The following is a 21,222-nucleotide window of genomic DNA, read 5'->3' on the forward strand; positions in this document are numbered from 1 at the left end:
CCGGCGGGATGTCCTTTTCTCTTCCTCTGCTTCCACTCTAATAGGCGTAACTGAGAGTGTGCTCCCGGTTTTTTCCCAGCGCTCTGGTATGGATGCTCCCCCGGTAGTAGTGCTCCCATCTCGGACTGAGCTTCTGTCTCTTCGGAAAGAGCCTCTCCGTCAGAATCTCCTCCCTCTTCAGGGGTCTCTTGCACAAGCCCTTGAGCATGGCCGGGGTCTCCCGTTTCCCCTTCTCCCAACGCTTCTTCAGGTAGTTGCGCCAGACCAGCAGGATCGCCAGCCTCAGGCTCGAGTTCTGTCGACGCTTGCTCCAGGCCAATGTCTCTCTTCTGTGATTGGCATTGCTGTGGCGTAGCAGGAGATCCAGAAGATTGATCTCCCAGAGTGCATTGTGCCGGTCCCGGTAGTCTTTGGAGGAGGTCACCTGGTGCTCGATGCTGCACGAAATCCCCCACATGGCACGCGGATAGGCCCGATGATCATCGCTGCGGATCACCACTCGGCTTTCTCCCGCCAGCACATCCTCGAGCAGTTCCCGCACTCCCTTCTCCACGGCCTTCGGATCAGGACGACCCCACTGCGCCTCCAGTTCCCCTCTCCGACTCTTCTGATCCTCTCTCATGCGTCCCTTTCTGCGCAACTCACTGTCGGTGAAGGAGAGGAAGAAGCCCGTTTCGGCCTCTACTGCCAGATTGTGATGGAAGGGAAAGTACTGGCTGAGTTCAAAGGTCTCGAAGCCGTCGATGACGAGATCTCCCTGTAACTGATAATCTTGCATCAGATTACGGTGAAAGAGCAGGCAGTGTCGGCCGAGTCGTTCAATGTGGCGATCCACAGTAGAGGGAGCAACTTCCAGGTCCCGGGCAATTTGACGGGCTGCCATGCCGCCGCAGATCTTGAGAAAGATCATTCGATCCAGGTCCGGTCTCTTCTGCCAGTAGCTTTGGGAGAAGGTCTGTACACTGAATGAGCGTTTACAGTGTTTGCACTGAAATCGCTGGACAGTGCGGGGAGCCTGACTTCGCCGGTAGAATCCCTGCTTCTTGAAGGGCCAGGGGCCTTGGAAGTGCTGGTGATAGCGGCACTTATGGTTCGGGCAGAAGGGCGGTTGCCAGCGGGGATCCTGTAGTGATAGCTTCTCCATACCCCACAGAGGGCAGGAAGAAGGCCAGATACACTCTCAGAGGCACAACCTTTAAGTTTCCCCAGGATCTTCGCCAGACTCCCGTTCCACACTACGGGTCTCCGGACGGGGGCGAGGAGCCTCCTCTTCCCCACTCTCGTCGATGCTTCGGTACATTTCCCGCTGAAAGTCCCGATTTACTTCCCTCATGCGAATTGTCAGTCCTGCAATCTTCCGGGCAAGATGGGGAAGCTTGTCCGGGCCGAAGATCAATAGAGCCACGGCGAGGACCAGAAAGAGCTCCCATCCTCCAATGCCCCCCACAATCGCTACCAGGACCATTTCAGAAGCTGCACCATGAGAAAGATCCCGAGAACGGAGACCACATTGAACTTGAGACTGAAGCCGAAGGTAAAGCTGATGACCATGAGGTTCAGTGTGAAAGGATCAAAGTTGTACTCTGCGGAGGTCGTCAGAACCTCCCGGGCAATTCCATCCGGCAGGACCAGGGCAAGGACATCGCCCAACACGGTTCCTACGGCAATGCCCAAAAGAACGGTCAGGAGTATCGCCTTGATGGATTTTCTTCGAAGTACCACGCCTACCTCCCCTGTCGGGAATCCGGCCACTTGTAACGCTTCCAATCATGCCCCATGATGAGCGTTGCGTCCAGCATCAGATCTTCTCTTTTCTGGGTCAGAACCGGAACCCCTCCCAGCCACTCCGACAGGATCTTCAGTTCATCGTCCTTCCCCCGTCGCAACAGAAGGAGGGTTTCATTGAAAGGCCAGGGAGGAGCATTGTCGCGATCCAGCGTGTCTACGCCCCAAACCCGAAGAATTTCGCCGGTTCTGGCGGCAAGCCCCTGTACGCGGGTGGCGTTGAGGATCTGGATTCTCAAGGCAAGTTTCCTGTCTCCCACATCGTGGGGAAGGATGAGAGGTTCTTCCTTGCTATCTCCGCTCTTGCCGATGGCAATCCAGCGATCCACATTTTCCTGAAGGGGCTCCCCGTAGCGCAGAACAAGAGAGAACACAAGAAGAACCAGAAAGACCAGGGAGAGGAAAAAGAAGAACCCGCCAATTCTCTGACCGCGCTTAGCCATGGCCCTCTTCCAGTGCCTTGCTGAGCTTTTCGAAGGTCAGGGAAATCTCTTCAGGCAGGATGCGAGTCTCGCCAAGAGAAGTCATGAAATTGGTGTCCCCGATCCAGCGGGGAAGAAGATGAATATGAAGATGACCGGGTACTCCGGCTCCCGCCGCCGACCCGATATTGATGCCGAGATTCATCCCGTCCGGAGAGTAAGCTATCCTCAGGGCCGACTCCGCTCTCGCAAGAAGCGCCGGCATTTCCATCATCTCTTCGGAACTCAAGTCAGAGAGCCAACTCAGATGCCTTCGGCTGACCAGCATCATGTGCCCATTGCAGTAGGGATAGGCATTGAGAACGAGATACCAGTGTTCGGTCTCCAGAAGAAAGTCCCGTTCCTCCTCGTCAGGAAGGCGGCAAAAGACACAGGAGTCGTCCCGCCCCTCACCTTCCACCACATACTTTCTGCGCCAGGGGGTAAAGAGAAGGTTCATATTTCCCGCTCCCGGAGAGACTGTTCCATCGCCAGCAACTGTTCCCGGTCATTGATCCCCTCAAGTTCCGAAGGATCGGGGCAGATCTGCGCGGCCACTCTTTGTCCCCTTGAGCGAAGGATTTCCAGCGTGTCGGTCAGGTAGTACTCGCCCTGGTCATTGTCATTTCCCAACTGATCAAGAGCAGCGAGAAGCAAACTCACTTTGAAGACATAGATCCCGGAATTGATCTCCCGGATCTCACGCTCCTCCTCACTGGCATCACGATGCTCCCGAATGGCTTCCAGATCACCATCTGCGTTGCGGAGAATGCGGCCGTAGCCCGTGGGATCATCCAGAACGGCACTCAGTACCGTGGCCGCAGCATCCCGGGAATGATGATAGTCCAGAAGATTTCGCAGTGTTTCCGCACGAATCAGGGGAACATCCCCGGCCAGTACCAGAACATCGCCTTCGAGACCATCCAGAATCTCACGAGCCATCATGACGGCGTGTCCCGTCCCTCTCTGCTCTTCCTGAAGGACAAACTGAAGATCCGCTTCTCCGTCCAGACTCTCCCGAACCCGGTCGGCCTGATGGCCCAGGACCAGAATCATGGGCCCGAGTTCCGCCTCGCGGGAAGCCTCCAGAACCCAGCGAATCAGGGTTTTTCCATCCAGAGGATGAAGCACCTTGGCCAGATCGCTCTTCATGCGGGTTCCCTTGCCGGCGGCAAGAACAAGAGCAGCACATCGCTCTGACATCAGAACAAGATCCCTTCTTCCACCCGCTCCCCATCGACAAGGAAAACCCGGTTGTCGATCAGGCGGGCGGATTTAAATCGTATGGCTCCTGCAAGGAGATAGAGACCGGACTCCAGGCGGGAGACCGGGCGAAGGCTCTCCGCTTCAAGCATTGAGAAGTACTCGAGCTTCAATCCCTCCAGTTGCTCGCGGCCCCGGGCTTCCAGAAGGGAGCTTTCTCTTTCTCCCGAACGAAGAGCCTCTTCTGTAGAAGCAAGCGCGCGCGGAAGGGCCAGAGCTTGCCGCCTCTCCTCGGGACTGAGATTGGAGTTCCGGCTGCTCATGGCAAGACCGTCTTCTTCCCTCACGGTTTTTTCCAGGATCAGCTTCAGCGGGAAATGAAAATCCCGAACCATTCGCCGGATCAGCAGAGCCTGTTGAGCATCCTTCTGGCCGAAGATTGCATGGCTCGGAGTAAGGGCATGAAAGAGGCGGGCCACGACACTGAGAACTCCCTCAAAGTGTCCGGGGCGAAAAGGGCCACAGAGCTGATCCAGTCCCCAGTCCAGTCGAAAGGTCAGCGCATTGTCCCCGGGATAGAGATCTTCCTTCGAAGGCAGAAAACAGGCATCGACTTCTTCCTGTCGAAGAAGTGCCATGTCCTCCTCGGGAGACCGGGGATATCGCTCGAAATCCTCGTCCGGTCCAAACTGAGTGGGATTGACGAAAATGGAGACGACCACTCGTTGGGCTTCCCTGCGGGCGCGGCGAACCAGGGCCAGATGCCCTTCATGCAGGTTTCCCATGGTCGGGACAAAGGCAATGTCCTCTCCTGCACGCTGAAGCCTCTGGCTCCAGGCCTGCATGTCGGCAACACTGCGCAGAACATCCATCAAGAAGAGTCCTCGCCAGCTGCCCGATGGGCACTGGGAGCTTCGAAGCGATGCTCTTCGGCGGGGAACTGTCCCTGTCTGACTTCCCGGGCATAGTCTTCGACTGCTTTTTGAAGATCCTTGCCCAAATCAGCATAGCGTTTCACGAATTTGAGGTCGCCAGCCTCCAGACCCAGCATGTCATGAAGAACAAGAACCTGTCCGTCGGTCTCCGCTCCCGCGCCGATTCCAATCGTCGGGATGCGAAGTTTACCGCTGATGTGTCGGGCCAGAGTCCAGGGGATTCCCTCCAGAACCAGGGCAAAGATCCCCGCTTCCTCCAGAGCCAGCGCTTCCTCCACCAGCAGTTCCGCTTCCCTGCTTTCCTTGCCCTGGATCCGATAGCCCCCCATCTGCAGATAGCTCTGCGGGGTCAGGCCCAGATGTCCCATCACGGGAATTCCCGTTTCCACGATCTTGCTGATAGCGGGAACACTTCGGCGCCCGCCCTCCAGCTTGACCGCTCCCGCTCCTGACTCCCGGATAAAGCGGCCTGCATTTTCGAGAGCCTGCTCAGGACTGATCTGGTAGGAAAGGAAAGGCATGTCTGAGACCACCAAAGCACGGTGGCAGCCTCGAACCACTGCAGAAGAGAGCATCAGCATTTCATCCATGCTCACCGGTAGCGTGGAGTCGTATCCCAGAACCACATTGGCAGCCGAATCCCCCACCAGAATGAGATCCACGCCCGCTCGATCCAGAATGCGGGCGGAGGGATAATCATAGGCCGTCAGGGCGACGATCTTCTCGCCACGATCCTTCATCTTCTGAAAACAGAGTATGGTCTTCTTTTTCTCTGCCACTAGTCCTCCCAGGTCGGGACATAGTAGAGGGTGCCCTCAAAGGGAGTCAGGATCCTGGCCTTCAGGTCCAAGAGCTGTTGCCGTGACGAGACAAAGTCGATGTTGTCCGTGTTCACGACCAGCAAGGGCGTCCCCGTATAGTGGAAGAAATAGTGATTGTAGGCTTCCGCAAGGGATTCCAGGTAATCCCTTCGAATATCCCGCTCCATGGGGCGCCCCCGGCGGGCGATTCTCTCGAGAATCTTGTCCATGGAAGCCTGCAGGAAGATCACCAGGTCGGGCGTGGGAACCCGGGGCGTCAGGGCATCCGCCACAAGATTGTAGAGGCCCAGTTCGTCATCGCTCAGGTTGATGTTCGCAAAAATGCGATCCTTGTCGAAGTGGTAATCGCTGACCACGCGGGACTGAAAGAGTTCGCCCTGAAAAAGGGACTGCTGTTGGCGGTAGCGAGACAGAAGGAAGAAAACCTGCGTCTTGAATGCGTTGGAGCGGGGGTCGGAATAGAACTCCGACAGGAAAGGATTCTCTTCCACGATCTCCAGATTCAGGCGGGCATCCATTTCTTCGGCAAGCAGGCGGGACAGACTGGTCTTTCCCACCCCGATCACACCTTCAATCACGATATAGGAAGCTGTCTGCTGTTCACTCGCCATGATAATCCCAACCGTCCTTGCCTGTTTCAAGCCTGCGAACCGCTTGATCCTCCCCCACATTCGACAATAGTTCACGAACCGTCAAACCGAGTTCCGGGTGCCTCCAGTCCGGGAGGATCTCGGCGAGCGGGGCCAGAACAAATCTCCTCCCGGGCAATCCCGGATGGGGAAGAGAGAGGGTCTTGTCCCGGTGCCTCTCCTGGTCCAGAAAGAGAAGATCCACATCCAGTTCCCGGGGAAGGCGATGTCCTCCCGGCCTTCTCCCTGCCTCCACTTCCAGTCCCTTGCAATATTCCAGAAGCTCCCGGGCCGTCAAGCGGCAAGAGCCGCTGAGGCAGAGATTAAGATAGGGATTCTGCTTCTCATCCACTTCTACGGCCTCGGTCTCCCAGAGGGAACTGAGGCGAGTGTCCTCGAGGACCTCATCCAGCCGGCGGAGAGCTCTTCTCAAGTGGCTCCGGCGGTCTCCGAGATTGCTCCCCAAAGAAAGAGCCACCAGGCGAGGTGCTTCTCTCATGCTCTCTCCCTGCGTACTTCCACTTCCGCCTCCCGGCACTCTCCGGGGAAAGGAAGGTTCAGTTTAGAAAGAGAAACGCTTACGGCTTGAACAATCGGCCAGGTTTCCATCACCCGATCGGCCACCCTTGCGGCAAGATGTTCGAGGAGATGGCTGGACTCGGATTCCGCCGTCTCCTTTGCCTTGCGGTAGAGGTCTTCGTAACTGACAGTGTCTTTCAGACTGTCGCTCTCGGCAGCGTGAGACAGATCCAGTTCCAGAAGCAGGTTCATGCGAAGGCGCTGGCCCAGGTCCCGTTCCTCGGCACTGACCCCGTAATGTCCGAAGACCAGAATATCCTTCAGCCGGATGCAATCCAAGGTGCTCTCCCCCCGATTGCCGGAGAGACTAGAGAGCGAAAGGCGGGCTGTCAAGGGAAGCCCCCGGGCAAAGAAAAAACCCCGGAAGACACTGCTTCCGGGGCTAAAATCCAGGCTGGATCGGGAGCTAGAACATCCCGCCGCCGCCCATGCCACCCATGCCACCCGGCATGCCGGCCGCGGCCGACGCCGCATTCTCCCTCTCGGGGAGATCTGCGATGATGGCCTCGGTGGTCAGCAGAAGCGCCGCAATGCTCGCAGCATTCTGAAGCGCCGAACGGCTGACCTTCGCAGGATCCACGATGCCGGCGGCAAGCATGTTCTCGAACTCGCCTGTCGCAGCATTGTAGCCGAAGTCGCCTTCCTCATTGCGGACCTTCTCGATGATCACGGAGCCGTCCACGCCGGCGTTTTCGGAAATCTGGCGCAGGGGAGCTTCGAGAGCCTTGCGAATGATATTCGCGCCCGTCTGCTCCTCGTCGCTCAGGCCTTCGAGAGTGTCGAGAGCATCGACGATCCGGAGGAAGACAACGCCACCTCCGGGCACGATACCCTCTTCCACCGCAGCGCGGGTGGCGTTCAACGCATCCTCAACCCGCATCTTCTTTTCCTTCAGTTCGGTCTCGGTCGCCGCGCCCACATTGATCACCGCAACACCGCCGGCCAGCTTGGCCATGCGTTCCTGCAGCTTCTCACGGTCGTAGTCGCTCGTGGTGTCCTCGATCTGCTTGCGAAGCTGATTCACGCGAGCAGAAACCGCACCCTCTTCTCCGGCACCCTCGACGATGGTGGTGTTTTCCTTGTCGATGGTGATGCGCTTCGCACTGCCGAGATCCTCAAGAGTCACGCTGTCGAGCTTGCGGCCCATTTCCTCGGAAACCAGCGTACCGCCGGTGAGGATGGCGATGTCTTCGAGCATGGCCTTGCGACGGTCGCCGAAGCCGGGAGCCTTGACCGCACAGACGTTCAGGGTGCCGCGCAGCTTGTTGACAACGAGGGTCGCCAGAGCTTCCCCGTCAATGTCTTCGGCAATGATCAGAAGAGCCTGGCCCGTCTGGGCTACCTTCTCGAGAACCGGAAGCAGGTCTTTCATGTTGCTGATCTTCTTGTCGTAGAGAAGAATCAGACCGTTCTCGATGATCGCTTCCATGCGCTCGGCATCGGTAACGAAATAGGGACTGAGGTAACCACGGTCGAACTGCATGCCCTCGACCACATCGAGGAAACTGTCGAGACTCTTCGCCTCTTCCACCGTAATAACGCCCTCGTGTCCGACCTTCTCCATCGCTTCGGCGATCTGCTCGCCGATCTCGCGATCGTTGTTCGCAGAGATCGAGGCCACATTGGCGATGCCCTCACGATCCTTCACTTCACTGCTCATCTCCCCGATCGCCGAAACCGCCACTTCGACGGCCTTGGCAATACCCTTTTTCAGGTACATGGGATTCACGCCGGCAGTGACATTCTTCAGGCCCTCGGTCACGATGGCCTGAGCGAGAAGTGTCGCCGTAGTGGTTCCGTCGCCAGCCACATCATTCGTCTTGGTGGCCACTTCCTTGACCAGCTGGGCGCCCATGTTCTCATAGGCATCTTCCAGTTCAATTTCCTTGGCAATAGTCACGCCGTCATTGGTGACGGTCGGGCTTCCGAACTTTTTGTCCAGAATGACATTGCGTCCGCGGGGACCGAGAGTGATTTTCACCGCATTGGCCAACTGATCCAGTCCGGACTTCAGCCAATTGCGGGCATCGATATTGAACTCGATTTGCTTGGACATTTCTTCTCCTTGTAATCGGGTTCTCTCCCTGAAAACCCTCGTAAGACCTTGTATGACAAAGGATTTGGCAATAGCCTCAGCTCTTTGCCAGTGTGGATGCAATATAGGAAGCGCAAGAAATCCCTGCAAGACGCTTCCGGGAATTAATCCGTGCCGGGCAAGGGAAGTAGCGGATCGGCCTCCAGAGAGGTTCGGGGAATCCGGTGCAGGTAACTGACGGAGGAATCCACGAGAAAGCGCCCGGAGAGAAGCTCCCTTCCCAGGTGGAGAAAGTGCTGCCGGCGCTCCGAGGGCAGAAGCGCAAGCTCTGCTTCCTGAAGCGTGCCGCCTACCCGAAGAGGAACCCGGATCACATAGTGGCGACCCTCGGCTTCTCCCAGACGGGTACGGCGATGATAGAAGGCATGGACCGTTTTGCTACGGCTTTTTCCGCGAGCCAGGGGAACCAGAATTTTTAGCACCAGTCGGCGCCGTCCCTCCTCATCTCGCACCCGTCCGATCGCTTCCACTCGTTCCACAGAAAGGGTCGAAAGGGCTTCAGAGGGTTCCACCCGGGCGCGAAGGCTCATCCCCCAGGTCGGAAATGCCACCTTTTCCTTCCAGCCGATTCGCAGCATTTCTTTCATACCCGCTCTCCTTTGGGAGAATATGCAAGAAAAGAACTTCAGCTTTTCCCGGAAGGGACGATACAAGGGGTGGACGAAATCGACAGCTTCTCCCTGAGATTCGTCCACGCTCCATCTGTACCGGAGCATGCCTCCGGGCAGGCTTCTCCCGGGATCCCGGCTCCTTTCAGGGCCGGGATTCTTTATGCAGGAAACGAAGCCCCTCCAGAGTCCAGTCCGCCTCCCTCTCGAAAGCCAGGTCGGGCATGGTGTCTGCGAGGAAGGCTGAAGCCCCGCCGGTGAGAATGACGGAAAAGTCTTCGGAGAGCAAGTCCCCCAGACGAAGAATCAGCTCCTGAACGGCTCCTCCCATTCCGAGAAGTCCGGCCTGAAGCGCCTCCTGACTGTGTCGTCCCAGAGGACTCACCTTCGGATTCGGCTCCACCTGGCCCAGCAACTCCGTGCCCCCGGCCAAAGAGGCGAGCCAGAGCCGGGGTCCGGGAAGAATGGCCCCTCCCCGAAAGACTCCTTCAAGATCCACAAGATCGAGCGTGATCGCCGTCCCCGCATCTACAATCACGACCGGATTCCGCTTCTGAAAAACGGCGGCGGCGGCGTTGCAAATCCTGTCCGGACCCAGAGTTTTCCGCTTGTCAATGTCCACCGGGAAAGGCGTCGGGGAATCACCCTTCACCTGCCAGACCTTCTGTCCGACCTCTCCGGCAAGTGCATGGATCAGGACATCCTCCGAGGGTCGGACACTGCAAAGGGCGATGCCCTCCAGTTCCATGGACAGGAGTTCCCTCAATGCCTCTTTTTCAGGAAGGGCAGGATTCAGTCGGGCAATTGCCTGATCGTCCTGATATAAAATCCCCTTCAGGCTACTGTTTCCCCGATCCAGGCATAGTAGCTTCATCCTCTCTTCTCCTCTCCGTCGGCGGCTCCAGCCAGAGCTGTGCCCTCTGCGAGAATCAGTTCCCCCCGGGAACCGAGTCCGCGGATTTCCTGTCCCTGCCATTTTTCCTGATCCGGACTCCAGTGACGCTTCCAGTCCTCAAGCAGTCCTGACTCTTCTCCGCGGTCCAGTGCCTTGAAGGCCCCTTCCAGTTCGAAGAGGAATGCGGCATAGACCCTTTCTGCTTCCGGATCTCTCCCGAGAATCTCTTTCAGACTACAGGCCCCCTGCGGCAATTCCGGAAAGGGCGAGAGGTTCAGACCCAAGCCAAGATGAAGACAGCGGAAACGGCCAGACTCGATTCTCGATTCCGGAAGCAGGCCGGCCAGCTTGCGACCCTTCCAGAGCAGGTCATTGGGCCACTTGAGCTTCAGGTCTTCACGACCAAGAGAACGAAGCAGTGCCAAAGCGGAGACCAGGGAAGGCAGCCCCCCCAAATCTTCAGGACTTCTGCGAGGGAGAATGAGGACGGAAACCAGAAGCGAAGAGCCGGGAGAATCCTGCCATTCACGCCCCCTTCGTCCTCGCCCCCGGCCTTGGCTGAGCGCCAGAACCGCATCTCCTTCTTCCGCGTCTTTCCATTCTGCCAAAAGATCCTGCGTGCTCGTGACCCGATCAAAGAATCTCAGCTGCCGACCCCAGGTTCCCCGAAGGCAGTGCTGGAACCTCGACTCCATTTCCGGAAGCCTTTTCATTTCTATTCGTCCACTTCCAGGGCCAGATCCAGGGAGTGAATCTGGTGGGTCAGTTCCCCGAGGCTTGCGAACTCAATGCCCCGGTAGAGAGGATTGGCCAGGTCTTCTGCACGAAGCCCCCCGGAGATCTCAAAGTCCGGTCCACCTCCGGCCGCTTCCCGAAGCTCCAGGGCGCGCGCTGCGTCCCGGGGATCGAAGTTATCCAGAAGAACCTGCTTTACGCGAGAGGCCAGTTCGTGCTCCAGAATCACTTCCAACTCCCCGAGATGATCCACTTCCAGAATGACGGGAATCGAATCGGGAAGCTCCTTCAGTTTGTCCATCACACGGGCAATGCCACCCAGAGCCTCCTTGTGGTTATCCTTCACCATGATGGCATCGTGCAGACCCATGCGATGGTTTCCGGAGCCTCCGGTTCGAACTGCGTATTTTTCCAGAAGGCGAAATCCCGGGGTGGTCTTTCGGGTGTCCAGAGGAAGAGGGCCGACGCTGATGTCCCGAACTTCCCGGCTGCGCGTGGCCACGCCGGAGAGCCTTTGCAAGAAGTTCAATGCAGTGCGTTCTGCAGGATGCGCCCAGGCTTCCGGAGCCAGAAAACGGGCGAGAACATCTCCTTCTTCAAAGTGGCTTCCATCAGAAAGAGCCTCGCGGACTTCGACTCCCTCGCCCAGAATGCCACGCTCGGGGTCCAGGGTCTCCCCGGACAGTTTTTCTCCGACCGCGCGAAAGCAACGCAGGAAGAGGGGCATCCCCGCAAGAACGCCCGCTTCTCTTGCCACAAGTCTCAGGGGAATCAACCCTCGACCCGCAGAGAAATAGCGGGCTGTCAGATCGCCCTCCTCCCCAAGATCCTCTTCGAGAGCGAGGGTGAGAAGAGTTGTCGAAGATTCCCGCAACTTGCGAGGCCACTCAAACCAGGGATCCTTCATCCTGCCTCCCGTCTTCAGCCAGTTGCAGTTTCAGTTCCTCGATCAGGTCCCGTAAACTGGCTGCCGACTCGAAACGCCGGGCTTCAGCCTCCCGACGCATTTCCTTCTCCAGTTCTGTGATTTTCTCCCCGACGGAAAGATGCCCGAAACGGGCGGCCACCCGATGGGCCTGCCCTCCGTCTCCCTTGCGCTCCCCTATCCGGGTTTGCGCTTCAATGTCTTCCTGACTCTTCCGGATGCCCCGGGGCTGTATCCCGTGCTTTCGGTTATAGTCTTCCTGCAGTTCTCTCCGGCGACGGGTTTCCTCCACCGAAAGTCGGATGGAATTGGTTTCCCGGTCCGCATAGAGAATCACCTTGCCAGACTCGTGACGCGCCGCACGACCGGCGGTCTGGATCAGGCTGGTGTGACTGCGCAGAAAGCCTTCGCTGTCTGCATCGAGAACCGCTACCAGGGAAACCTCCGGCAGATCCAGCCCTTCGCGCAAAAGGTTCACCCCCACAAGAACATCCAGTTCACCCAGGCGCAGCTTGCGAAGAATGGCGACTCGCTCCAGGGCCTTGATGTCGCTGTGCAGCCAGGCGACCTTCAGCCCGGCCTGCGAAAGATAGTCGCTCAGATCCTCGGACATCCGCTTGGTCAGGGTCGTGACCAGCGTTCTTTCCTTCTTCTCTGCCCGAATCCGGATCTCCGCAAGAAGATCATCCACCTGCCCCTTGCTCGGGCGAATCTCAATCTCCGGGTCCAGGAGTCCGGTCGGGCGAATCACCTGTTCAAAGACCGCTCCCTCACTCTGTTTCAATTCGTAGTCGCTGGGAGTCGCACTGACAAAGACCGCGCGCGGAAGAAGCGATTCAAACTCCCCGAAGTGCAGAGGACGGTTGTCAAGAGCACTGGGCAGTCGAAAGCCGTGATTTACCAGCGTCGTCTTCCGGTTGCGATCTCCATTATACATGCCCCGAACCTGGGGGACGGTCACATGGCTCTCGTCGATAAAGACCAGGTAGTCTTCGGGAAAGTAGTCGAGAAGGCAGAGCGGGCGCTCTCCCGCCTTTCTACCGTCGAGATAGCGCGAGTAGTTCTCGATGCCCGGACAGAATCCCATTTCGCGCATCATCTCCATGTCGTAGCGGGTTCGGTTGCTCAGTCGCTGAACTTCCGCCTGCAGGTTCTCCTGCCGAAGCTCATTCAGGCGAATCTCCAGATCCTTCCCCACCTCGCCGATGGCCTTTTGCATTCTCTCCGAGCCGGTCACAAAGTGGTGCGCAGGAAAAAGCGTAAACTCCTGAAGCTCTTCCAGCGGTTTCCCGGTCAGGGGATCCACCCTTTCCAGACTCTCGATCTCGTCACCGAAAAGCTCCACTCGATAGCTGCTGTCCTCATAGCTCGGGTAGATCTCGATGAGATCCCCGTGAACCCGGAAACAGCCCCGGTGAAAGTTCACATCGTTGCGTGTGTACTGCATGTCCACCAGCTTCCGCAGAATGGACGGCCGGCCCTGCGAGTCCCCCACCCGAAGGGGAAGAACCATGCGACGAAACTCCTCGGGATTACCAAGCCCGTAAATCGCGCTCACGCTGGCAATCACGATCACATCATCACGCATCAGAAGCTGGCTGGTCGCGCTCATGCGGAGTCGGTCGATCTCCTCATTCACACTCGCATCTTTTTCGATATAGGTTCCCGAAGCGGGAATGAATGCTTCCGGCTGATAGTAGTCGTAGTAGCTGATGAAAAACTCTACGGCGTTTTCAGGAAAGAAAGCGCGAAACTCTCCGTAGAGTTGTGCGGCCAGAGTCTTGTTGTGGCTGATGACGAGAGCCGGTAGGCCGGTCTTCTCGATGACCTTCGCCATGGTGAAGGTCTTGCCGCTTCCGGTAACTCCGAGCAGGGTTTGGTATTTGCGCCCCGAGAGGACACTCTCGCTGAGCCCCTCAATGGCCTTTGGCTGATCCCCTCTCGGGGGATAGGGCGCATGCAACTTGAAGCGGGGCAATCAGGGAACTCCCCCGGCCCGGGCAGCATCCACCCGGAACTCGATGAGACGATTGTCCGGGGACTGCGGCATGACAAGAGGACTGTCGCCAAGACGAATCTCCAGTGCATCAAGACCGTCTACGCTGAGCAGAAAATACTCCACGCCCTGCAGTGTCCAGAGCCCCCCTGCTTCGTCAAAGGCGCGATAGAAGCTGCGTTCTCCATCCACTTCCACGAGAACCCGGGAGGGAGACTTCGCGAGGATGTGCAGGGCCAGATCCCCCTGAACCGGCGCCCCTTCTGACTTTGCATTCCGGTCAGTAACAGAAGGTGCAGGCCCCTCCTCCAGAACAGCACCACGGTCAGCAATCCTGGCTTCCACTTCCTCCCGGGGAATGCCGGCAGGCGGGGACTGTTCCTGAAGTTCTGCCTTCGGCTCAACTTGCCCATCTCCCTGCCAGGGAGCCCAGAGAAAGAGAAGCACGATCAGCGCGATGGGAAGCAGCGCCCAGAGATAGCGTGTCCTTCCCTTCCAGTCGCGAAGGCGGGTGATTTCTGCGGGAGCCTCCCTCCAGATCTGCTGTTCGGGAACCTCTTCGCTCACACCCCGAACTCCTTCTCGGTAGCGCTCAAGAAGAGCTTCGTAGTCGAGTTCCAGAAAACCGGAAAGGGATCGCAGAAAGTTACGAACATAGATGGGGCCGGGGAGTTCGCTGAAGCGATCACGCTCCAGATCACGGAGAACGGAAAGGGCAATGCGCGTGGACTCGGTCACTTCTTCGAGACTCAGACCCTTGTCCTCCCGGGCCAGACGCAGTGTCTCTCCAATGGTCCGTTCCGGATTCACGCATCTCCTCCCAGACTTGCGAGACTTGCAAGAAGTTTTTCGACCTGCTCTTTTGCGAGCCCTGCCTTTTCCCGCACATCGGCCACCACCTCTTCGGGAGCCTTGGCAAGAAAGCCCTCACTGGACAGTTTCTTTTCCAAACCTGTCAGGGAGCCTTCTGCTCGCCCGAGTTCCTTGCGAAGTCGTGCGGCCTCTTCTTCCAGATCCACGAGCCCTTCCAGAGGCAGCCAGATTTCCAGCCCTTCCAGAAATGCGCTGGAAGCGGGACTGGGCTTTTCCTCGCCGAGGGGCTGGAACTCGAAGCTCTCCACCTTTGCCAGGCTCTCCAGGAAAATGCGACAGGCCTCGACATCCTTCTGACGACTTTCGGTTCGGAAGATCATGTGGATCCGCTGTCCTGGCTTGAGCCTCGCTTCGGCTCTTAAATTGCGAATGGCCTGAATGAGTTCCATCCAGTACGCCAGTTCCACTTCTGCCTTCTCGTCCAGGAAGGAGTCCGGCAGGTCCGGCCAGGCCGCCGTGATCACGCGCCCCTCAGTCTCCGGGAAGCGCTCCCAGAGGGCCTCGGTCACATAGGGCGCAATGGGATGCAGAAGACGAAGCGTGGACTGCAGGACGGCCCCAGCCGTAAGCAAGGCGGCGCGCTTTGCCTCTTCATCCTCGCCATAAACGCGGGGCTTGGTCAGTTCCAGATACCAGTCGCAGTATTCTTTCCAGAGGAAATCGTAAAGCTTGCGAGCCGCATCATTGAAGCGGAAGGCTTCCAGGTCGCGGTTCACCTCCGCCTGAGTGCGGGCCAGACGGCTGAGAATCCAGCGATCCTCCGGAGCGGGTTCACCCAGAGAACCGGGATTTGTCCAGTCCTCTGACATCCAGGTTTCCCGCGCATCTCTGGCCTCACCGGAGCGGCTTGCCAGCGCTTCCTCCAACTGCCCGATCACATAGCGACTCGCATTCCAGAGCTTGTTGGCAAAGTTACGGCCCATTTCCATCTGGCTGTTTTCAAAGTGGAGATCACCACCCCAGGGAGTGAGCATGGTCATCGAGAAGCGAACGGCATCGACCCCGTACTCGTCAAAAAGCACCAGCGGGTCGGGGCTGTTGCCCAGGCTCTTGCTCATCTTGCGACCCTTCTTGTCACGGATGATCCCGTGCAGAAAGACGCGGTCAAAGGGAATGCCATCGGCGAAACGCAGTCCGGCCATGATCATGCGCGCCACCCAGAAGAAGAGAATCTCGGGAGCGGTGATGAGGTCATTGCTCGGATAGTATTTCCTGAGAGTCTCGTTATCCTCCGGCCAATCATGGACACTGAAGGGCCAGAGCCAACTGGAGAACCAGGTGTCGAGAACATCCTGTTCCTGCACCCAGCAGTCTCCGGGGGAATCGATGCAGGCTTTCGTCTCGCCGGTATTGCTGCAGGTCCAGACGGGGATTCGATGCCCCCACCAGAGCTGTCGGCTGATGCACCAGTCGCGGATGTTCTCCATCCAGTGCATATAGGTCTTTTCCCAGCGAGGCGGTGTCAGCGTGACCTCACCGGACTTTACAACCTCGATGGCCTTCTCGGCCAGAGGCTTCATCTTCACGAACCACTGTTCCGAAAGATAGGGTTCGATGGGAACGCCACTGCGATCTCCATGACCGACCGAGTGCGTGTAGTCCTCAATCTTCTCGACAAGGCCCAGGGACTGCATCTCCTCGACGATGGCCTCGCGCGCTTCCTTGCGATCCATGCCCTCGAAGCGTCCCGCATTCGCATTCATGCTACCGTCGGGACCGATGACGACGATCCTCTCCAGATCGTGCCGCTCGCCCATGTCGAAGTCATTGGGATCATGAGCCGGCGTGACTTTCACAAAGCCCGTGCCGAACTCGGGATCCACGAAATCGTCTTCGATCAGGGGAATGATCCGGTCCATGATGGGAAGACGGCAATGTTTGCCACGGTAGGCGGCCTTGCTCTCGTCGGAGGGATTCATGGCCACGGCCGTATCACCGAGCATTGTCTCCGGCCTCGTGGTCGCAACCACGAGATAGCCATCGCCCTCTTCCATCGGGTAACGGAAGTGCCAGAGCTTGCCCTCCACTTCGCGGAACTCGACTTCCTCGTCACTCAGGGCCGTGCCGTATAGAGGATCCCAGTTGACGATGTACTGTCCCTTGTAGACGAGCCCTTCATTGTAAAGGTCGATAAAGACCTTCTGCACTGCGCGACTGAGACCTTCGTCCAGGGTAAAGCGCTCGCGCTCCCAGTCCAGACTGCAACCGAGGCGACGAAGCTGGCCCATGATGCGGCTCTGGTATTCGTCCTTCCACTCCCAGGCTTTTTCCAAAAAGGCCTCGCGACCCATTTCCCGGGGATCCTGCCCGGCCTCGCGCAGTTTCTTGGCAACAACATTCTGCGTGGCAATGCCCGCGTGGTCGCTTCCCGGAACCCAGAGGGTCTCGAAACCTTGCATGCGCTTCCAGCGAATGAGGATGTCCTGAAGGGTGTTGTTGAGGACATGACCCATGTGCAGGATGCCCGTTACATTGGGTGGCGGGATCACGATGACGTAGGGATCCCGCCCCTTCTCATCCTTCTGGGGACGGAAGTGACCTTCCTTCTCCCAGGCCTCGTAGAGGCGGTGTTCCACGGAAGCGGGATCGTAGGTTTTGTCCATCGGCGCGCTCGGGCGACTACTCATGCAATACTCCTCGCCAAGGGCGACATAAGTCCTGAAGATCCAACATAGTAGAATACAGGGAGCAGGGGGTCAAGGCGGGAGGGCTCTGCTCAGCCCAGAAGGATCATCCCCAAAGCCACAAGGCTCGCCCCCCAGCAATACCAGGAGAACTTCCAGAAGCTCTCGCGCTGGAGGAGGCGAATCAGCCAGATCAGGGCCAGGTAGCCGGAGACAAAGGCCGTGAAAGTCCCCGCAAGGATCACGGGCCAATCCACCATGGCCAGGGATTCGATCTTCAGGGAGTCAAAGAGCGCCGCACCGAAGAGAACGGGAACGGCCAGAAGAAAGGCAAAACGGGCGGCTTCCTCCCTGCGGATGCCCATGGCCAGTCCCATGGCAATCGTCGAGCCGCTTCGACTGATCCCGGGGAGGATGGCCAGTGCCTGAGCCAGCCCCACCAGAAAACCGCTTCGGTAACCTGCTTCTCCAGAAGCACGGGCACTGGTCCAGCGACTGCTCAAGAGGATCAGACCGGTGACCGAAAGAAACACAGCTGCGGGGAGGGGTTTTTCGAAAAGACCGGCAATCCAGTCATCCAGAAGCAGTCCGGCCAGCACTGCGGGAAGAGTCGCGAGCGCGAGAATACCAATCAGGCGAAGGCGCGGGCGATCTTCCTCCCGTGGGCGGGACAGGCGGGGCAGGCTCCGAAAGAGGGAAACAAGAAGTCCCCAAAGATCCCTTCGATAGTAAATCAGAATCGCCATCAAAGTACCGAAGTGAGTCATGACGACAAAGAAGCGATAGGGATCGCCCCCGCCCCTGGAGACTCCGAGAAAAGCTCCGAAGAGGGTCAGATGGCCACTGGAACTGACGGGAAGGAATTCGGTGAGGCCCTGAATCAGGCCGAGGAGAATACTCTGCCAGAGGTTCATCAGGCCCCGGCCGAACGGCTCTGCAAGCTCATGCCGAGACTCTCCGCACGGCGATAGGATTCTTCCGCCTGCCCCCGGTCCCCCAGCTTGTCGTAGACGATTCCCAGGTAGTAGTGATTGCGGGCATTTTCGGGATCGGCTTCCCGAACTTCCAGAAGACAGGGAAGAGCCTTCACATACTCGTTCCGGTTCACATGGCAGAGACCGAGGTGATAGAGAACGCGGGTGTCATCGGGATAGAGTCTGCGGGACTTCTGGAAGGCCGAGAAGGCGCGCTCATGGGATCCGATTCTCGAAAGACTGACCCCGAGAAAGAACCAGGCCTCGCCGTTCTCGGCATGATGGCGAAGAACCATCTCGAACTCGCGGATCGCCTCATTGTGCCGACCGGAATTGAAGAGCGCGAGCCCCAGATTCAAACGACCCTCCAGGCTGGTCGGATCCAGTTCCAGAGCCTTGAGGAAAAGTTCAATGGCAAGGTCGAACTCCCCCTGTTCTCCATAGAGAGCGCCCAGATTGTAGTGCCCGTTCGCATTGCGCGGATCCAGCTGGATGGCCCGCTTGAACTGGCGGATCGCCCCTTCGCGATCTCCCTTGCGATCCAGAACGAAACCGAGATTCGTGTAGGCCTTGCCCAGCCGGGGATCCAGAGCCAACGCCTGTTCGAAAGAAGCCTTGGCTTCCTCCATCCGCTCCTCCCGAAGCAGGGTGCAACCAAGCTGGTAATGGGTTTCCGGCTCCTCGGGATCACGCCCCAGAGCGTAGCGATGCAGTTCGTGCGCCTGTTCATGGCGCCCTGCCAGGGAGTGAAGTCTTGCCGCCTGATTCACCGGAGCCACGGACTCGGGAGCGCGCTCCATCCAGGCCTCGGTAAGGCGAATGCCTTCGGGAATAAACCGGCCCTTGCAGGCAAGATCGAGTAGTTCGGGAAAGCTCTCCAGAGGAATGCGGCTCATCGGGGGAAGATCCTCAAAGAAGCTCTCCAGAGGGCCCATACGCCCCCCGCTCAGTTCCGAAGCAAGCCAGCCCCCGAGTTCTCCCATGCCGCTACCCTGCTCCAGCCACTGGGACACGAGCTGCTTTCTTTTGGGTAACAAGCTGAATCGGGAGAACCAGGCCATGGGATCCTTTCGGGAGAACTCAGGCAGAATAGTCACGCCCTGAAAAGCCGGTCAAGACTTATCGAGTGAAATCCCCCGCCCAGGGAAACCGCTCCTCCCGATGCATCGGGTCTAGCATACTCGAGCCATGAGAGAACTGGAGACGAAGGACAAAATCCTCCCGGGGACGCCAGACGAGCGAGGCTTCCGGCAGTTCAAAGCGGGCATTCTCAGCAGTGTTGAAGGCCCCCGCGCGGTAGCTCAGCCCCATCCTCGCCTGAAATTGAAGCCCGGGCATCAACTCCGCCTTCAGGCTCTTCATCATGGTCCCCCGGGACCAGGACTCCCCTCCCCCCCAGGACTGGGAATAGCCAAGAGTGGTCGGCCCCCATTCAAAGGGCAGGGAAAACTCCCTCTCACTTTCCGAAGACAGGACAAAGGGGTGAGCGGGCAATTCAGAAGCGGCCAGCGGAAGACTTGCAACCAGAAGAAGGAATGTGAGGAACTTTTGCATTGCCCATCCCGGGGACAGAGGAAAGTGGAAGAACCTACAGGGGAAGCTAGGACAGCATGGGACAGCTTGTCAAGAAGCGGCTCACTTCTTGCAAATCCTTCGCGCAGAAGTGTTTCGACGGGTTTTTGGGTGTTTTTCCGGAGGGTTTCATGGCCAGTAGTACCCGGGTCATCGAGGAAGTTTTCTCCCGTTTCCTGAATCTTGAGGTTTCGGAAGAAACGATGAGCCGCCTCTTGCCCCTTCTCGAGAAGGTGAACAAGAGCATTCGTGAGGATCTGGATTTAGGCACCGTTCAGGGGAAAAATGCCCTCCTATTCCAGCTTGCGACCCTCCTGGCCTATGGCTGGGGTCTGGGGATGCATCCCTTTCACAATCCCCTGGAAGATGAAGACGGCAATCCGAACGAGGTCCGCACAAGCAAGGACATCCTTGTTCCGGTCAAGGATCTTCAAAGCATCCGCTATGTGAAGAAGGATCGCAACGGGCGAATCCGGAAGGTTCTCTTCGAACCGGACCAGAATGCAAGGGTTCGCCATCAGATTGAGAACATCCTCGCGGAGATCAGTATGAGCAAGTGGGACGGGGAGAATCACTGGGACAGTGAGGACTAGTTCCTCTTGAAGTAGAGCCGCACCCTGCGGCCATCCTCCTCATAAATCACTCGATCGCAGAGTTCTTTCATCAGGAAGACTCCGCGCCCGTTTGCACGGAGCTTGCCTTCCTCGCTGCTCGGGTCGGGCAGGGCCTCCGGATCGAATCCCGGACCCTGATCTTCCACCACAATCTCCAGACCTCCGGCATCCATTTCTGCGGAAATGTGAACTTCCCGGGCGGGGTCCTCTGCATTACCGTGACGGATGGCATTGCTGAGTGCTTCGTCCACGGCCAGCGGCATGGCCTCGGCCCAGACAGCCGACTTGAAGGCATGACCGCGGGCAAGGCGGGAGAAATAGCCCACCACCGGACCGACCATCCGCAGTTCGCTGGGGATGCAAAACTCCAGGGAGAAGCGCACCTTCCCCGTCAGTTCCGGGTCGATCCGGAAACGGGGTCCTCCTGAAGCCAGTTCAGAAGAGTGGTTTTCCCTTTGCGAGGACTTCATTCAACGCTTCCCTGAAATAGCGATTGGCCGGCTCATAGCCCTCGGGCAACTGTTGGCGCAGTTCCTCAAGAGCCCCTCTCAACGACTTGGAAAATACACGAATCAGGCTTCCGTCTTCAAGTGCCCGATCCCTTTCCCTTGCACGACTCCCGAGAACCTGTTCAGCAAGGTGACGGGCCAGGCGTTGCGCCCGCCTTTCCAGTTCGGCGGGATCGACCGCGTCCGGCTCCATCGGTTTCCCGGAAGGAGACGCTCCCGAGAACTTCAGGGTAAAGACGCAATCGCAGGACGGACATCGCACACGAAGGCGTCCACTCTCGTAGAGTTCTTGTGGCACGGGATACCCCGCTGCACAGGACGGACATTGCAGCTGTTCGTGTTCCATTTCAGGGATCTAGTGCAATGAGCGTGCCGACCCGGAGGAATAA

General features: G+C 58.1%; 25 protein-coding genes. 1 reads left to right on the forward strand and 24 read right to left on the reverse strand.

Annotation, left to right across the window (positions count from 1 at the left end; all coding sequences use genetic code 11):
• Window positions 1-37 precede the first annotated feature (37 nt).
• From QGH30_04440 to QGH30_04545, 22 genes are all read right to left on the reverse strand, one after another.
• Entirely contained in the window at window positions 38-910 is an 873-nt protein-coding gene (locus QGH30_04440) for a hypothetical protein (GenBank protein MDP7021585.1), read from the reverse strand.
• Between the two features lie 285 nt (window positions 911-1,195).
• Window positions 1,196-1,465, reverse strand: a complete 270-nt coding sequence (locus QGH30_04445; protein ID MDP7021586.1) for a twin-arginine translocase TatA/TatE family subunit — start codon at window positions 1,463-1,465, stop codon at window positions 1,196-1,198.
• Window positions 1,453-1,722, reverse strand: coding sequence for a DUF4321 domain-containing protein (locus QGH30_04450; protein MDP7021587.1), 270 nt, complete (start codon window positions 1,720-1,722; stop codon window positions 1,453-1,455). The genes QGH30_04445 and QGH30_04450 overlap by 13 nt, the downstream gene beginning before the upstream one ends.
• 2 nt (window positions 1,723-1,724) lie before the next feature.
• Window positions 1,725-2,228 carry a LytR C-terminal domain-containing protein gene (locus QGH30_04455; protein ID MDP7021588.1) on the reverse strand — a complete coding sequence of 168 codons (504 nt, stop codon included), beginning with the start codon at window positions 2,226-2,228 and terminating at the stop codon, window positions 1,725-1,727.
• Window positions 2,221-2,706: an HIT domain-containing protein gene (locus QGH30_04460; GenBank protein ID MDP7021589.1), complete on the reverse strand. Its 486-nt coding sequence runs from the start codon at window positions 2,704-2,706 to the stop codon at window positions 2,221-2,223. The genes QGH30_04455 and QGH30_04460 overlap by 8 nt, the downstream gene beginning before the upstream one ends.
• On the reverse strand, window positions 2,703-3,449 hold the full coding sequence (locus QGH30_04465; GenBank protein ID MDP7021590.1) for an NTP transferase domain-containing protein: 747 nt from the start codon (window positions 3,447-3,449) through the stop codon (window positions 2,703-2,705). Before QGH30_04465 ends, QGH30_04460 begins: the two co-directional genes overlap by 4 nt.
• On the reverse strand, window positions 3,449-4,321 hold the full coding sequence (gene panC, locus QGH30_04470; protein ID MDP7021591.1) for a pantoate--beta-alanine ligase: 873 nt from the start codon (window positions 4,319-4,321) through the stop codon (window positions 3,449-3,451). Before panC ends, QGH30_04465 begins: the two co-directional genes overlap by 1 nt.
• Window positions 4,321-5,163: a 3-methyl-2-oxobutanoate hydroxymethyltransferase gene (gene panB, locus QGH30_04475; protein MDP7021592.1), complete on the reverse strand. Its 843-nt coding sequence runs from the start codon at window positions 5,161-5,163 to the stop codon at window positions 4,321-4,323. Before panB ends, panC begins: the two co-directional genes overlap by 1 nt.
• Complete coding sequence (locus QGH30_04480; protein ID MDP7021593.1) at window positions 5,163-5,816, reverse strand: deoxynucleoside kinase; 654 nt, start codon at window positions 5,814-5,816, stop codon at window positions 5,163-5,165. Before QGH30_04480 ends, panB begins: the two co-directional genes overlap by 1 nt.
• Window positions 5,806-6,333, reverse strand: coding sequence for a 2-amino-4-hydroxy-6-hydroxymethyldihydropteridine diphosphokinase (gene folK, locus QGH30_04485; GenBank protein ID MDP7021594.1), 528 nt, complete (start codon window positions 6,331-6,333; stop codon window positions 5,806-5,808). The genes QGH30_04480 and folK overlap by 11 nt, the downstream gene beginning before the upstream one ends.
• Window positions 6,330-6,692 carry a dihydroneopterin aldolase gene (gene folB / locus QGH30_04490; protein ID MDP7021595.1) on the reverse strand — a complete coding sequence of 121 codons (363 nt, stop codon included), beginning with the start codon at window positions 6,690-6,692 and terminating at the stop codon, window positions 6,330-6,332. Before folB ends, folK begins: the two co-directional genes overlap by 4 nt.
• A gap of 127 nt (window positions 6,693-6,819) precedes the next feature.
• Window positions 6,820-8,469 (reverse strand): chaperonin GroEL, encoded by a 1,650-nt coding sequence (groL, locus tag QGH30_04495; protein ID MDP7021596.1) that lies wholly within the window; start codon window positions 8,467-8,469, stop codon window positions 6,820-6,822.
• 143 nt (window positions 8,470-8,612) lie between these two features.
• A complete protein-coding gene (locus QGH30_04500) occupies window positions 8,613-9,095 on the reverse strand; it encodes a RimK/LysX family protein (GenBank protein ID MDP7021597.1) in 483 nt (160 codons plus the stop codon).
• A 166-nt stretch (window positions 9,096-9,261) separates the two neighbouring features.
• Window positions 9,262-9,990: a type III pantothenate kinase gene (locus QGH30_04505; GenBank protein MDP7021598.1), complete on the reverse strand. Its 729-nt coding sequence runs from the start codon at window positions 9,988-9,990 to the stop codon at window positions 9,262-9,264.
• Window positions 9,987-10,724 carry a biotin--[acetyl-CoA-carboxylase] ligase gene (locus QGH30_04510; GenBank protein MDP7021599.1) on the reverse strand — a complete coding sequence of 246 codons (738 nt, stop codon included), beginning with the start codon at window positions 10,722-10,724 and terminating at the stop codon, window positions 9,987-9,989. Before QGH30_04510 ends, QGH30_04505 begins: the two co-directional genes overlap by 4 nt.
• Before the next feature lie 2 nt (window positions 10,725-10,726).
• Window positions 10,727-11,653, reverse strand: a complete 927-nt coding sequence (locus QGH30_04515) for a nicotinate-nucleotide diphosphorylase (carboxylating) (protein MDP7021600.1) — start codon at window positions 11,651-11,653, stop codon at window positions 10,727-10,729.
• Window positions 11,634-13,649: an excinuclease ABC subunit UvrB gene (gene uvrB, locus QGH30_04520; protein MDP7021601.1), complete on the reverse strand. Its 2,016-nt coding sequence runs from the start codon at window positions 13,647-13,649 to the stop codon at window positions 11,634-11,636. The genes QGH30_04515 and uvrB overlap by 20 nt, the downstream gene beginning before the upstream one ends.
• A complete protein-coding gene (locus tag QGH30_04525; protein MDP7021602.1) occupies window positions 13,650-14,477 on the reverse strand; it encodes a helix-turn-helix domain-containing protein in 828 nt (275 codons plus the stop codon).
• Entirely contained in the window at window positions 14,474-17,167 is a 2,694-nt protein-coding gene (locus tag QGH30_04530; protein ID MDP7021603.1) for a valine--tRNA ligase, read from the reverse strand. The genes QGH30_04525 and QGH30_04530 overlap by 4 nt, the downstream gene beginning before the upstream one ends.
• Before the next feature lie 89 nt (window positions 17,168-17,256).
• Window positions 17,257-18,078 (reverse strand): undecaprenyl-diphosphate phosphatase, encoded by an 822-nt coding sequence (locus QGH30_04535; GenBank protein MDP7021604.1) that lies wholly within the window; start codon window positions 18,076-18,078, stop codon window positions 17,257-17,259.
• Entirely contained in the window at window positions 18,078-19,235 is a 1,158-nt protein-coding gene (locus QGH30_04540; protein ID MDP7021605.1) for a tetratricopeptide repeat protein, read from the reverse strand. Before QGH30_04540 ends, QGH30_04535 begins: the two co-directional genes overlap by 1 nt.
• A gap of 22 nt (window positions 19,236-19,257) precedes the next feature.
• A complete protein-coding gene (locus QGH30_04545; protein MDP7021606.1) occupies window positions 19,258-19,692 on the reverse strand; it encodes a hypothetical protein in 435 nt (144 codons plus the stop codon).
• Window positions 19,693-19,841: 149 nt separating this feature from the next.
• On the opposite strand from QGH30_04545, the gene QGH30_04550 reads away from it, so the two are divergent.
• Window positions 19,842-20,303, forward strand: a complete 462-nt coding sequence (locus QGH30_04550; GenBank protein ID MDP7021607.1) for a hypothetical protein — start codon at window positions 19,842-19,844, stop codon at window positions 20,301-20,303.
• Here QGH30_04550 and QGH30_04555 read toward each other — a convergent pair.
• Both QGH30_04555 and QGH30_04560 read right to left on the reverse strand, forming a co-directional pair.
• Entirely contained in the window at window positions 20,300-20,794 is a 495-nt protein-coding gene (locus QGH30_04555) for an ATP-binding protein (protein ID MDP7021608.1), read from the reverse strand. The genes QGH30_04550 and QGH30_04555 overlap by 4 nt on opposite strands.
• Entirely contained in the window at window positions 20,760-21,131 is a 372-nt protein-coding gene (locus QGH30_04560; protein ID MDP7021609.1) for a hypothetical protein, read from the reverse strand. The genes QGH30_04555 and QGH30_04560 overlap by 35 nt, the downstream gene beginning before the upstream one ends.
• Window positions 21,132-21,222: the final 91 nt, after the last annotated feature.

The organism is Candidatus Krumholzibacteriia bacterium, assembly GCA_030748535.1.
Lineage (GTDB): Bacteria > Krumholzibacteriota > Krumholzibacteriia > JACNKJ01 > JACNKJ01 > JASMLU01.